The sequence below is a fragment of the Paenibacillus sp. FSL R10-2771 genome, from assembly GCF_038000205.1.
GTDB classification, from domain to species: Bacteria; Bacillota; Bacilli; order Paenibacillales; family Paenibacillaceae; genus Paenibacillus_AQ; species Paenibacillus_AQ phytohabitans.
Map to the genome: position 1 here is coordinate 3150419 of NZ_JBBOBM010000001.1, position 13852 is coordinate 3164270.

8 protein-coding genes are annotated in these 13852 nt (G+C 54.1%); 2 read left to right on the forward strand and 6 right to left on the reverse strand.

Annotated features, from left to right (window positions below):
* Nucleotides 1-98 precede the first annotated feature (98 nt).
* The 6 genes from NSU14_RS13570 to NSU14_RS13595 all read right to left on the reverse strand — a co-directional run bounded on the left by NSU14_RS13570 (nt 99) and on the right by NSU14_RS13595 (nt 11824).
* Nucleotides 99-1961, reverse strand: a complete 1863-nt coding sequence (locus tag NSU14_RS13570) for a beta-L-arabinofuranosidase domain-containing protein (RefSeq protein WP_340945427.1) — start codon at nt 1959-1961, stop codon at nt 99-101.
* Nucleotides 1962-2277: 316 nt separating this feature from the next.
* Nucleotides 2278-5295, reverse strand: a complete 3018-nt coding sequence (locus NSU14_RS13575; RefSeq protein ID WP_340945431.1) for a beta-xylosidase family glycoside hydrolase — start codon at nt 5293-5295, stop codon at nt 2278-2280.
* Between the two features lie 32 nt (nt 5296-5327).
* Nucleotides 5328-6470 carry a hypothetical protein gene (locus tag NSU14_RS13580; protein WP_340945434.1) on the reverse strand — a complete coding sequence of 381 codons (1143 nt, stop codon included), beginning with the start codon at nt 6468-6470 and terminating at the stop codon, nt 5328-5330.
* Nucleotides 6471-6633: 163 nt separating this feature from the next.
* The gene (locus NSU14_RS13585) at nt 6634-8361 is read right to left on the reverse strand and encodes an extracellular solute-binding protein (protein ID WP_340945437.1); all 1728 of its coding nucleotides are present in this window, start codon (nt 8359-8361) and stop codon (nt 6634-6636) included.
* A 111-nt stretch (nt 8362-8472) separates the two neighbouring features.
* The gene (locus NSU14_RS13590; protein ID WP_340948938.1) at nt 8473-10083 is read right to left on the reverse strand and encodes a response regulator transcription factor; all 1611 of its coding nucleotides are present in this window, start codon (nt 10081-10083) and stop codon (nt 8473-8475) included.
* Complete coding sequence (locus NSU14_RS13595) at nt 10061-11824, reverse strand: cache domain-containing sensor histidine kinase (protein ID WP_340945440.1); 1764 nt, start codon at nt 11822-11824, stop codon at nt 10061-10063. Before NSU14_RS13595 ends, NSU14_RS13590 begins: the two co-directional genes overlap by 23 nt.
* A gap of 139 nt (nt 11825-11963) precedes the next feature.
* Between NSU14_RS13595 and NSU14_RS13600 the strand changes: the two genes are divergently transcribed.
* The gene (locus tag NSU14_RS13600) at nt 11964-12899 is read left to right on the forward strand and encodes an ABC transporter permease (protein ID WP_083705389.1); all 936 of its coding nucleotides are present in this window, start codon (nt 11964-11966) and stop codon (nt 12897-12899) included.
* Between the two features lie 32 nt (nt 12900-12931).
* The gene (locus tag NSU14_RS13605; RefSeq protein ID WP_076243141.1) at nt 12932-13810 is read left to right on the forward strand and encodes a carbohydrate ABC transporter permease; all 879 of its coding nucleotides are present in this window, start codon (nt 12932-12934) and stop codon (nt 13808-13810) included.
* Nucleotides 13811-13852 lie beyond the last annotated feature (42 nt).

Consider the following 13852-nt stretch of genomic DNA (forward strand, 5'->3'; position numbering starts at 1 on the left):
CGCAAAAAGATGCCACTAATCATGGCATCCTTTCAAGCAGCCTATAATGATGGTCAGCCACTATAACTTACGCAGGTGGTTATTTCAACAATAAGCGACTAAGCTTTTTTTACCGTGAAGTACACTTGATAGGGTTCATAACCGATATCGCGAATTCTTCTCAGCTGAATTCCCGGGTCCTGATTGGCCGTCTTGAAGAAATAGCGCCAGCTGCCCCACTCCCGTTCATTTTCCATGATCAACTCAGAGGCAACATCATCTAGCTGTGTAAAGAGAATCCTCTCATTCTCACAAATCCCAGCCAGAACTTCAGGACCAAAACGAAACGCACCTGTCTGTTCGTCGTCCGGCAGAGGAATGAAGCGGATCCCGACAGGCAGAATGATACTGACTCGATCGCCGTCCCTCCAATTTCGCAGCAGGGTATAGAATGCACTATGATCCGCAGATTTCCCGTGAAGCTGATCGTTCACATAGATGACGGCTTCCGACAGGATCCAGTCCGGTATGCGCAAATGGAGGGCAAACGCTTGGGCAGAGCCGGTATGGACAACGAAATCATACTTTTTATAATTCGGCAGATTCTCGTGAAGCGCTGTAACCTCATTCAATTCCTGCTGTCCTGCGGTATTCGAAGAGTTCAGCATGCTTCCGCTCATATGATCCTGAGATTGATGAATGCGGACATTCTCTCCATTGATCTCTGTGGTCAGCTCTGAATGGAAATACTGGCATACATAGACATCGTTGTGATTCTGATAATAAATGCCTCTGTTCAATGCTGCATTGGCTTGTACCATCGTTCCGTGGCAGCAGAAGAAGCTATCGGTCTCCGAACTCCAATCCTTCCGTAAGCCTGCCTTCATCGGCAGAAAATAGGTAAGCAGCCCTGTTCCGGGATTGTCGTGCCGGTTGCCGGTCAGATGATATTCCTGGTAGTAGGCTTGAGCCATAATACCGTTGTACAGATTATATTCAATATACTGCGCATATGCCGGATCTGATGTATGCCGGAAAAGAAACTCTGCCAGACGAATCATATTATAAACCGTACAGTGCTCCTGATTCTTATCCCCGAGGCGTGCTTTGATCTTCATTTTGGGCATCCACACTTCGCCTGCCGTATTTCCGCCAGTTGCCAGAGTGCCTCTCTCCGTAACCGCACATTTCCAGTAGGCAGTGACAATGTCCATCCAGCGTTGTTCGCCGGTGACCTCGTAAGCTCTGGCACAGCCGAGTACTTCAGGAATGGTGGTGTTGGCATGCATGTTGGTCAAAGGGTCTTTGTTCTCCAGTAACGGGCGGAAAAGTCTGCTGCGGTAATAACGCTCCAGCAAGGTCTTGTATTTAGCATTCCCTGTAATATGGAGCAGGTCCGCCCAAGCCTCAAGCATCCCGCCTGTCTCCATGTCCAGAATGTCATCGAATTTCTCTCTGGTGAAGGTAGTGCTCCATGTGACGAACCAGTCTGCAAAACGATCGGCCACCTCGAGCGCTTGTTGACTGCCGGTGAATTGGTACATATCCACCAGTCCCATAAATAACTTATGGATATTATACTGCGGAGCCCATATCGCTTTACCTTGAGCAACCCAGTGTAAATATTTCTCCGGAATAGGCGCTGCCCATTGTCCACCGTTGTCCTTCTGGCATTCGGCAAGCTCGTCCAGGATGAGATCCGCTTTGAGCTTGAGTTCCAGATCGCCAGTCTCATGAAACCGCATAGCTGCCGCAGACAGCCAATGTCCAAGAAAATGTCCCCGGATCTGACAGACTGGCGTCTCCCATCCCCCATGTGCATCCTCTGGAATATCTCTGCCATGATATCTTCCCGCTTCTACTTTATAGTTAAACAGGAGATTATCATTCGTCAGTTTCATTAAATACCGCCGGTTTGCTTCCTCCCTGCGTGTCAGATCATTATCATGAAGAACGACATGCTTACCCTTAAGTTCTCTCATTGCTGCAGCCCCTTAATATACTGACATTGATTTTACAATGAAAGTATATAGCAGCGCTTCCATCAATCCAATGATTAATCCTAATATAAAGTTGATCCATACTGAGTAATAAACTGAAAGCCGGTGTTAAATAAAATTATGATAGATTGTCTCCACTTTCGGTTTGTTAGCCTCGTTTTTTTAAAAAAAGAGCGGTCCTTTAAGTCACTGAAGTGACTCGAAGAACCGTCCCTTTTGATTGCCGGTTATACCGGAATTATCGTAATCCACTTCACCGCTTCAATACGGTTATTGATCTATTGTGTTACCTTGGCTTCTACTGCTGCACCGCCGACAGCACCAGGTCGTCGAAATGGACTTCACCGGCGGCGCTGCCTTTATACAGATAAATCGTGGCGCTGGTGTTGGCGCTTCCTGTTGTGAATTCAATTTCTTTGTGCACATATCCTGTGCCCTGCTCGAAGCCCCAGGCATCCGTGAATGTGCCGCCGTAATTCTTGACCCCAAATACCGCTACACCACCGTCTGCACTTTGTCCTAAGCCGGACAGCCTGTAGGTCGTGTCCGGAAGCAGGCTGGAGACCGTCTGCTCCATGCCTGAAGCCTGCCCGCTCAGCCGGGCAGCATAGTTCCCTGTATACGGGGCAGTGTCTGAGATCGCAGCACCATTATAATGGACTGCCCAGCCGGTGAAATCACCGATCTCGAAGCCGGGATTCTGCAGCAGGTTGACCGGCTCCGGTTCCGGTTCGGTCTCCACGGGAATGAACCGGAAATAATCATAGTTCGCCGTAAATCCTGTACCGCCTCCCGTGAACAGGCCGATCTTAGGCTCCGCAATTTCCACTGTCTGATCCGCTCCGGCCTGCTGGTAGCTCACACCGTCAGCGGAATAGAAGCCGCTGTACGTATTGCCCGTCTTTACGAGTCTAAGGTATACCGCCGATCCCAGGGTATCGGCAGTTTCGACATGCTGCCGCACGGTGTCTTTTTGCGCAGTGAACTGGAATTCGTTGCCGGTGCCGTACATCCGGGTAATCCGGACGAAGGTCGCATCGCTCTCATAGACAATCAGTCCGCCCTGGGCCCATGGGGACGCCGGTAATCCCGTCAGCTTAGTCTCTAAGGTCCAGTCCCCTTCAGGCGCTCCGGTGAGCAGAAGATTCTTGGCCGTTGCAGACCCCTCTGCGATTTCTCCGTTCTCGGCAGTAATCCGCATAGAGCCGGGATTAGCCGTCAGCGACCAGGCTGCGCTGTTCTCACGTACCCAAGTCCACTGACCGTCCAGATCCGGCCCGGCGAATTCGTCACTTCCGCCTTCGGTGAACACCGGTTCGGCGGGACCGGCAGGAGATGCGCTGAATTGAATCAATTCCAGATCGTCGAACGTCACTTGTCCCGCCCCTCCGGCTTTGTACAGAAAAATTGTAGCGCTGGTGCTGGAGGCCCCTGTCGTAAATGTAATTTCCTTGCGGGTATAAGCCGCTGCAGTCATATAGACACTCTGTTCGGCGTTGCCGTGGTTCTTCACTCCGAATACGGCTGAGCCGCCGCCGCTGGCTGCGCCATAAGCGTACAGCTTATACATGGTGTTCGGATGCAGTCCGCCAATGTTCTGCTCCATTCCGGCATAGTTGCCGGTAAGTGCCGCAGCGTAGGCACCGTTGTGCGCTCCGGTATTCACGATAGAAGCTCCATTGTAATGGAGCGGCCAGTTGCTGAAATCACCTGTCTCAAACCCCGGATTAAGCAGCAGATTATTCTGGGAAGGCGGCTGCGGCAGTGGAGGCAGATTGTTCGGATCCAGCCCCGCTCCCTGGTATGCCCCAATATTGGGAGCAGTGCCTGCCGGAACAGGGTTGCCGAAATAATCACTTCCGCCGTTGCCGCTGATGATTCTGCCGCTGCCAATGGCCGGAGAGGTATTCAGCAGCTGATAGCCCGCCAGCGTGCCGCGTCCAATGCCGCCTGAGCCTGGAGAAGCGAGCTTCGGATCAGCGGTGATTTTGTGCGGGTCAGCCGGTTCGCTGGATGGATGGTTGCCATAGAACAGATTATTATCGAATATGTTTCCGGTGCTGGAGCCGAACTGATATCCCCCGGTGCCCAGATTATAGATCAGGTTGTTGTAAAAGGCCGTATTTGAAGCATAGCCATCCCAAAAGCCGTAATTGACCACCTTAGTGCTGGAAGTGAGCGGCAGATAGACCGTATTATTATAGAACTTCGCGCCGCTGACCGGGCCGTTCAGATTGAACACCGCCCCGCCGTCATTCTCGCTGATATTATAGCGGACGACCGCATTGGTATTGTAATTGGAGGCAGCTGTCCCGTCATTGACGACCAGTACCATCCCCCCTGCATTATGGTGACTGTAGTTGTACTGGATAATAGTGCCGTCACTGTTATAATCCGCATCGTAGGCCATCGCGTCGCCGCCGGGGGCGGTGTTGTACACTTCATTGAACTGGATGACCGCATCCTTCGTGCCCCATACCCACAGCGGCACATGATACCCGGACGCTCGGACATGGGTATCGTACACCACATTATGCTCGATGACCCCGCCCGTCGTATTGAGCACAACCGCCCCGTCGGCAGCCACATCGTTAATGACATTATTCTGCACCTTAAGACCGGTGGAGTAGGTACGCTGTGCTCCATTCAGATAGATTCCTACACTGTCGAGCGAATAGATGCGGTTATTCTTGATGACCACGTCCGACACATGAAGATCCCAGTCCGGACCCCAGACGATAATTCCGCCGTTATGCACATAATCGGTGGCTGTTGTCCCTTTGACCTGATGGATATCGAGATTCTCGAACACGAAATGCTTATAGACCTTGGGATTGGTCCAGCTGCCGCTGCTGCCGCTGACATGAATGCCTCTGCGCTCGCCCGGACTGGCTGCATTATTTGTAATCTCGAGATTACGGACCTCCCACTGCTCCTGATTGTAGAAATATACGGCAGCGGCGGCACCACCACCTGCAATCAACGGCTTGGCCCCTTCGCTGTACCGGTCAATCTGAATCGGGCTGCCTTCGCTGCCGGAGCCCTGGGGTGACAGCGTCCCCGTCCAGACTCCGCCCGCCTTGAACAGAATGCGGTCCCCAGGCTGAAAAACTGTGGCGTTCACTTTGTCCAGGGTCTTCCAGGCCTGGGCATCGGAGCTGCCTGTGTTGCTGTCGCTGCCCCCTGCCGAATCGACATAATAGGATGTACCGTCTGCACGGACCGTTGACGGGACTAATACAGACAGTACAGATGCCAGAATCAGGATTGCCGTCAAAATCAGCTTGTTCATCTGATGCCATGGTCTTCTTGTCATCTTGTCTTAAACCTCCCGATATGAATGGTATGCTACTGCATTTGCAGGCCGGAATATCCCGGCTCCGTTAGCTCAATCCGGGCGGAACGGATTCGCTGCTCCAGTTTCCGCCCGAAGCCTGTCTCCGCCGCCGCTTTCCCTTTCCGCTCCTCCGCTACTGTTTCTGGCTTCTGCGGTTTTACATCGCCAAGCACCGCCATTACCCATTCCCCTGTGAAGCCTTCATCCATGACCGGGCTGATCTCGCCGGACTCCCGCTCACCGGTCAGCCAGGCGTACAGCTGGCCCTGCTCGCGGAAATACACTCTGGCGTTTGCGCTGTCCAGACTTTCACTGCTAAGAGTCAAGTCAGGAAAGGAAGCGTTATCATTTCTCAGTTCTGAAATCGCCTCTTCCGGGCTTCTGCCCTCAAGAAGCAACTGACGCACCTCAGACAGAAGCTGTTGTGTTCCCGGCTTGTTATCCGCTACACCTTGCCCTTTGCTCCGGTATGCTATGGAAATGCGGGTAAACGTAAGCTCCTGTTCCTCAGGAATGCTGCTAACCTGATCCTCCCGTGCCGGTTCATCATCCCGTCCGTGTTCCCCAGGCACTGTCATCCTCTCCCGAAGCGCAACCTCCAGATTGCTCAAATAGTAGGGAATGAAGCTGCCTTCATCCAGCTCGGCCGGACCAAACACCGCTATCCCGGCAACAGCAGCCTGAGCCCGCCGTTTGTTCTCGCGTTCCATCTCAGAGAGCAGCCCGCCAAAGTCCGTGCTGTCAACAAGCCCTTCTTCATGACCCATCTCCAGCAGAATCCGGCTTCGAGTCCAGGAGGTAAGCGCCTCACGCTTGAGCATCTCCAGCGGATTCTCCCCGCCAATCTCCAGCTCCCAGAAGTTCCCTTCATAAGCCTGGTTGTAAGTATCCCGGAAGTACTCAATCACCTGCGTGCGCTGGAGTCCCATCGCATACTTCAGTTCCGCCGCGGTCACTGCATACCCGTTGATCCGTGCCACCTCGGGGTCCGTTGCCATCCGCTCCGTTATGCGCTGGGCCTTGGCGGAAGCATTCTCCTTTCCCTCAGGCCCAACGAGCCTTTCCGGGACTCCGCCTCCGCTTAACAGCAGGATAACGGCCAGACACAGCGGGACACCCGAAGCTGCGGCGGCTCTGCTTTTTGTCCACTTCATAGCCTCTTTCCTTCTTCCTTTGCAGGTATAGATAAGTTGCCTATTGTCCAAACAAGCAAAAAGGAGGAGATGATCCCGGCTTCCCGTCCGTTTCTCCTCCTCCTTCCGGCTAGACTCCTGCAGCAGGCAGCTTTAGCCCGGATAACTCCTGCTGGGTTCGCCGTCACTTCGTGCTGTCAAACCATTCATTGGCTTCCTTCGTCATCTGCTCTCCGCCAATGCTGTACCATTCCTTGACGAATGTATCGAAATCCTCCAGCGGCTTGCGGCCGTAGATGATCGCCATGATCGCCTCTCCTTCAAGCTTCGTCGTGATGCCTCCCTTGGACTGCATCGCCGGTGTACTGGCACCCAGGAACTTGGGCGCCCAGTAGCTGTCCTTGGCCCATCCATCGACGACGATCTGCGCCGCCTTCAGAATATCGGGATTGCCAAGAGCCGCAGCTTCAGCGTCTGTAAGATTTCCCTGTTCCAGCAAATCCCCTTTGTCTGCGGATTGCTGCAGCACACTGAACGGGTCCTTTGGCTCATACAGGAAGTATTTGTAGACCCCTACCGAGCCTCCGGGGATATCCTCGCTAACTGTGGAGACTGTTCCGTCCGCCTTGAGGGTATAGTCATAGTCTTCGGCCCAGCCGTGCTCGAATTCGCTGCCTGGTTCTTTGTCCACTCCGGCGAACAGACGGTTAAGATACAGGAACAGAGCATCGGTATGCTCAAAGCCTTCCCTTACGAGCATCCCTCCCTTCAGGAACGTGGTATCCCGCGCTCCCGCCTTGCCATTCTCAGCGGGAATGGGGTACGGCTTCATTGTCGCTCCCGGCACGTTCTTCTGCAGGTCCGGAACCGGCCAGCTGCCCAGCCAATATGGAGCCACCACAACCCCTACCCGTCCCTGGCCAATCAGCTCGGCGAGCTTGTTCTCATCGTGCAGCCCGGCCTCCTTGGAGATATAGCCCTTCTGGTACCAGTTCCGCATTACCTCAAGGCCTTTCTTCATCTCCGGTACGGTCGAACCGTGCACCAGCTTACCGTCCGCGCCCTGGTTCCACTGGTAAGGAACGGTTCCGAACGGCCCGAAGATCCAGGTGCTCTCCCCGAGCCAGCCTGCCAGCGGATTCGGGTGGCCGCCGCCCGAGCCGAGACTCACGCCCAGCGGAATGATGGAATCCGTATTGCCCGGCTTCTTATCAAGCAGCGCCTGCATGAAGGCCTCCAGCTCCTCAAAGGTTGATGGAGCCTGCATCCCCAGTTCGTCCAGCCAATCCTGGCGGACCCACATGACAGCATTATCGTTACCGGCATTGGCGAAGTAAGGCAGGCCCATATGCTTACCCTCGAAGGTAACCTGGCTCCAGATCAGCGGGTGGGAGCTGAAGATCTCCTTCACACGGTCCGAGGCATACTTGTCGAAATCCGCTGAAACATCCTTGTAGGCTCCGGATTCGATCAGCTCATTCATCAGTCCGATATCCATCGTTGTGACGACATCCGGCAGCTCCTGCTTGGCTGTCAGCATCAGCCGCATCTTGGTGGCGAACTGCTCGCCGGGCACCTCCCACAGATGCTGGATATCAATCCCCAGCTGCTCCTTCGCCCAACGGGTATGCACATTGTCGCTCAGTGTCTCCCCGTTTTTGTACTTGAAGCTGGAATCCGTGGCTGTAACGGTAGTGATGGTGACCGGAGTTTCGAAGCGGTATGTTCCATCCCTGATCCCTTCAATCCGGGCAGCGTCTCCCTCCGCCTCCGCAGGCGCAGACGGCTGGGCGGATACCGGCGGTGCTGTGCCGGCAGCCCCGTTGCTGCTGCTCGGTGAACAAGCTGTGGGCAGCGACAGCAGCAGCGTTGCCGACAATAGCAGCGCGAACCTTTTTTTTGTCCTCTTCATGCAAGTGCCTCCCTGTGTTCCTGTAATCTCTGACGCATTCATCTTATTACAACGCTTTCACGGGAGTAAGAGAGAAAGATTTAAGGTGATATGCTAAATTCTTAAGCATTGTTACAGCAGGCGTTCCCGGTATTCCTGCGGTGTGATCCCGTAATAGTTCTTGAACAGCTTGCTGAAGTACGGAGGATTCTGGAAGCCCAGCCGGGCGGCCAGCTCATAAATCCGGATCTCCGTAGAGCGCAGCAGCACCGCCGCCTGCTCCATCCGGTAACGCATAATGTAATCACTCAGATTCTCGCCCGTCTCCTGCTTATACATGGAGGACAGATATACCGCATGGAGCTTCACGTGGTCGGCAATGCTCTGCAGGGAGACATCCCGGGCAAGATTCTCCTCAATGAAGCGGTGGATTCTCGCCAGCAGCTGGCGCTTGTGATCGTTGTATTCCGCATTCTCCGACTGCGCAAGACAGGACAATATCTCTTCCGCCCAGTCCGCAATGGTGCCGGCACTGCGCATAATCCGGGCTGATTCACCAATCTCTCCCTTCCCGGATGTCGCCTCCATGAGGGTCTTTCCCTGCTGGTGGGCAATGGCCAGGAAAGCGCTCACCAGCGTATGGTACAGCTCGGCCAGATGCTCTTCGGAATCGAGCAGCTTCTCCTCCATTTCGCGGACAATGGCGGCCAGCTTGCTGCGTACTTCATCCCAACGGCCTCCCTCCATCAGCCGCAGGAATGCCGGCGGCGCATAGAGTGAGGTCAAGCTGCGTTCAACCGTCCGGTTGCTGCCCGCTATAGCCAGGAATTCCTGCTCACTGCGCGGGATTTTCCGGAATTCGTTCAGCGACTTGCGGTAGACCTGCGCCAGCTCCATGGGGAATCGCAGCGGTTCACTCAGCAAAAGCGAGACCTGCCCCTTGAGCAGGCCGGACACCTTCAGCTGCAGTTCATGTGCCTGTGTATGCAGAGTTTTCACCTCCATTTCACCCATCTCATGCGGTTGCTCCCGGCTGCGCAGCGCAAAGATGAGATAGCCATAGGCATCGCGGCAATGCCAGACATTACAGTGCGGCTCCAGAATCTCTGCGGCAATATTCCGCACCGCATATTCAAACAGCAGGGCATCCGGTTCTTCTCCGCTGCCGAATACCTTCTCGGGCCGCACCATCACCAGCAGCAGCGAATCCTCCGCATGGAAGGGGAGCTGGTACTCCTTCAACCGCTCGGCTAACGCTCCATTCTCCGGCAGCTGGCCTGACAGCAGATCATTCAGAAATCCCGACCGCAGCATCGGCATATGCTGGTGCAAGGTCCGCCGCGCCCGTTCCTGGGAAGCAATCTGCTCCCATTCCGTGCGGAGGCCGGCGGCAACCCGCTTCACCTCAGCAAGCAGCTCTTCATCCTTGACCGGCTTCAGCAGATAGCCTACCGTCCGGTGCTCAATCGCCTGCCGGGCGTATTCAAATTCGCCGAAGCCTGACAGCAGCACACAGCGGGTTCTTGGATAATGCTCATGCACATGCTTGCATAAGGCCAAACCATCCATCCCGGGCATGCGGATATCCGTGACCACAATATCGACCGGATGATGCTTCAGCAGCTCTGCCGCCTCCAGACCGGATGCTGCCTGATACACATGCTCCACACCGGCGGAAGCCCAGTCATTCTGGACCATGCTCTTAAGAATCATCGGCTCGTCATCGACGAGCATCAGCTGCATTTTCACTTGGCTGTCCTCCTTCATGTTCCCTTTTCCAGCGCAGGCTGACCCGTAAACCGCCGAGACCCGGCGAGGCGTCCAGCCTGATGCCGGACCCCGGACCGTACTGCTGCTTCAGACGCTGATTGACATTCCACAGGCCGCAGCCTGTCTGCTCATTCATGGGCAGCTCCAGCTCTTTCATATAGCCGGCGATCTTCTCCTCCGTCATGCCCGCCCCGCTGTCCTCAACCTGCAGCAGATTATACTCCCCTTCTTGTACACCTGTGACCTGTATCGTTCCCGCTCCCGGCTGCGGCTCCACACCATGGATAATGGCATTCTCCACTACAGGCTGCAGAAACAACCGGGGGACTGGCTCAGCCAGCATTTCCATCGGAATATTCAGCCCGAAATCCAGACGCTCCAGTCTGAAGGCGTAGATATGCAGATAGTTCCTGGCCTGTTGTACCTCTTCCTCCAGGAGCGGACGCTGGTTCTCCACCCGTGTCGTATAGCGGTAATAATCACCCAGATGATAGACCATCTCCCGGATCGTTTCCGTTTCCCCTGCCTTGGCGCAGGCGGCGATGAAGGAGAGGCAATTGTACAGAAAGTGGGGATGAATCTGGGACTGCAGCTGCTTCAGTGTTGCGAGCCTTGAACGGTTCTGCTCCTCATAGACGTCATTGATCAAATGCTGGGTCTGCTCGGCCATCTCATTGAACCGCAGGCGCATGTAGTCAAATTCGTTATTAAAGCGCTTTCTTATGCGAAAGGAATAATTGCCCCGCTCAAAGCTCCGCAAGCCCTTAACCACCTCTGACACCGGCTTCTGCACATGCTGGTAAAGCAGATAAGAGGCAATAAGCGCCAGCAGGGCCAAAACAACAAAGCTGAGATAGAACATTTTCCGGCTCTGCACAATCGGTGCGTGAATAACATCAAGCGGGACATAATCCACCAGATAGGCGCCTAGGGAGGGCAGATATGCATAGCTGATAAAAGTATCCTCCCCGCCGATTTCAAGGCTCCGGTGTCCGGATTCCTTCATCGGGTCTTTGAGCAGCCGGCGCCCGGTTTCCCTTGCGGCGGCATCGTCTGCGGATGCCGCGCCGTAAGCTGTACCGTAAGCCGTGAGCAGAAAAGCTTTGCCGGGATTATCCTGCTTGTAGTCACCCAGCATCCGCCGGATATTGTCGACCGTGAACCGTACCTCGAATACAGCAACGGGCTCCTGGTTCTGCTCCTGCGAAAGATAAGGGTCCCAAACGAACATCTGATAATACGGATTCACCGCACCGGTGCCCGGATGCAGCCTCCATACACCCGCGGGAGACAGCTTCATCTCCTTCATGTCGAACGTGTCACCCGGATTTGTGGATATACGTCGCCGGCTCTCCGGCAAATAGACGGACAGATCGTTGCGCCAGTTACTGGAAAGGCTCTGCAGCTGCAGCTTTTCCTTGACCTGTGTCTGGTAGTATAGTGTCTGATAATAATCCTCGGTAAGCAGATTGAGCTGCAAATCCGTAATGGAGGAATCTCTCGTCAGCACACTGGAGGATAAGGACAAGCGGTCGATGTTCGACTCAATCTGATTCTTCAGGAAAAACAAGCGGCTTTCGTTGTTATCTGTAATCTGTCCATCGATGACTTCAAGACTCTTCTCACTGAAATACGTATAGAGCAGAGCCATTGGCAAAATCAGCATAAAAATAACGGCAGTGATTTTGACAAATACCGGCCGGTATCCCCGCATGGCAGCACCCCCTTAACAAATTGACAGTTACCTTAAATATCTATATCTGTACAGTTCAGGATTGTCAAGCCTAATATGGTGGTAGAATCCGCAAGCGGCGGACATTTAGGAGGAGACCCGTATGAAGCCAGGCACAGATATGGCGGCCAATGCCGCTCCCAAGGCCAATCCCGGAACCGGCACGATAGCCAGGCAGTTTGCCGCCACATGGAGGCTGCATCTTATGCTGGTGCCAGCCGTCATCATCGCGCTGATATTCAAATATGCCCCTATGCCGGGCATCATCATCGCTTTTCAGGACTTCAAGCCCTGGCAGGGCATTTCCGGCTCTTCATGGGTGGGCTGGAGCAATTTCGAGCTGATTTTCTCGATGCATGATTCCCGGCAGGTCATTCTCAACACACTGATTATCTCCTGTCTCAAAATCGCCTTCGGGCTCGTAGTTCCGGTGATATTCGCCCTTCTGCTCAACGAAATCCGCCAGACGGGGCTTAAGCGTTCGGTTCAAACCCTGGTCTATCTGCCCCATTTCATGTCATGGGTGATTCTGGGCGGCATTCTCCTTGATCTCTTGTCCCTGGAAGGAATTGTGAACCAGCTGCTCAGCTTCTTCCACATGCAGCCCGTGATGTTCCTCAGTGAAGGGAACTGGTTCCGCTTCACCGTTATTCTAAGCGACCTGTGGAAGGAATTCGGCTTCAGCGCCATCGTCTTCCTGGCTTCACTGTCCGGCATCAATCCCGCGCTCTACGAAGCGGCAGAGATTGACGGGGCGGGCCGTATGAAGCAGACTCTCTACATTACGCTCCCCTCGATGCTGCCGATCATCGTTGTGGTCTTCACCTTGTCGCTGGGTAATATGCTGAACGCCAACTTCGACCAGATCTATAATCTGATCAATTCCCTGGTGCTGGACAAGGGCGATATTATCGATACGTATGTCTACCGTTCCTTCCAGGAAGGCCAATATAGCCTGTCCACCGCCGTCGGCCTGTTCAAGTCGGTGATCGGCTTCATCATGATTGGAGGAGGCTACTATTCAGCCTACAAGTGGGCAAATTACCGGATTTTCTGAGATGCTTGTCAATTTGAAGGAGGAAAGGCCTCATGTACCATAAAAACCCCACCTACCGCGTATTCTATCTGTTCAATATCGCTTTCCTTGTGTTGATTTCCGTGGTCTGTGTGCTGCCGCTGCTTCATATCTTTGCGGTGTCCCTCAGCGGCAAATCGGCAGCAGATTCCAACCTTGTCGGACTGATCCCCGTGGATTTCTCTTTGGATGGATATCTGCGTACCTTCGAGAATAGTAATTTCCTGTCGGCACTTCGAATCTCGGTGCTGCGAAGCGCTGTCGGCACGGTACTGGCCATGTGCGTAACGGTGCTGGCCGCCTTCCCCCTCTCGCGGAATTCCAAGGAATTCCGCGGACGCAGCTTCTATGTATGGTTCTTTCTAATTATTATGATCTTTGACGCCGGGCTGGTCCCGCATTATATCCTGATGGAGAAGATCAACCTGATCAATTCCTTCTGGATCTTCATCCTCCCGGGTCTGGTCAATGTCTGGAATATCATCCTGATGATGAATTTCTTCCGGGCATTGCCGCGAGACTTGGATGAAGCCGCGATTATGGACGGTGCAACCTCCTTCCAGATTATGTCCAGAATTTATCTGCCCGTATCGCTCCCGGCCATCGCCACCCTGTCCCTGTTCACCCTTGTGGGCCATTGGAATGCCTGGTTTGACGGCATGCTCTACATGACCTCGCCCGACCGCTGGCCCCTCGCCACGCTGCTGCAGACCATCGTCGTTGTGCAGGACTTCAGCAAGACCGGTATCCGCTTCGAGGATCTGCAAACGCTCTCCAACCGGAGCGTCAAATCCGCGCAGATTTTCATCGCCATGCTGCCCATCCTGCTGGTCTATCCTTTTCTCCAGCGCTTTTTCGTCAAGGGTATCGTGCTTGGTGCCGTTAAGGAGTAGGTTGAACCCTGACAGGCATTACAGCCCATTAAGAACTGTTTA

What these genes read in the sequence shown, in the direction of transcription:
- NSU14_RS13570 (WP_340945427.1), bottom strand. Translation starts at nt 1,961, where the DNA reads ATGAGAGAACTTAAGGGTAAGCATGTCGTTCTTCATGATAATGATCTG.
- NSU14_RS13575 (WP_340945431.1), bottom strand. Translation starts at nt 5,295, where the DNA reads ATGACAAGAAGACCATGGCATCAGATGAACAAGCTGATTTTGACGGCA.
- NSU14_RS13580 (WP_340945434.1), bottom strand. Translation starts at nt 6,470, where the DNA reads ATGAAGTGGACAAAAAGCAGAGCCGCCGCAGCTTCGGGTGTCCCGCTG.
- NSU14_RS13585 (WP_340945437.1), bottom strand. Translation starts at nt 8,361, where the DNA reads ATGAAGAGGACAAAAAAAAGGTTCGCGCTGCTATTGTCGGCAACGCTG.
- NSU14_RS13590 (WP_340948938.1), bottom strand. Translation starts at nt 10,083, where the DNA reads ATGCAGCTGATGCTCGTCGATGACGAGCCGATGATTCTTAAGAGCATG.
- NSU14_RS13595 (WP_340945440.1), bottom strand. Translation starts at nt 11,824, where the DNA reads ATGCGGGGATACCGGCCGGTATTTGTCAAAATCACTGCCGTTATTTTT.
- NSU14_RS13600 (WP_083705389.1), top strand. Translation starts at nt 11,964, where the DNA reads ATGGCGGCCAATGCCGCTCCCAAGGCCAATCCCGGAACCGGCACGATA.
- NSU14_RS13605 (WP_076243141.1), top strand. Translation starts at nt 12,932, where the DNA reads ATGTACCATAAAAACCCCACCTACCGCGTATTCTATCTGTTCAATATC.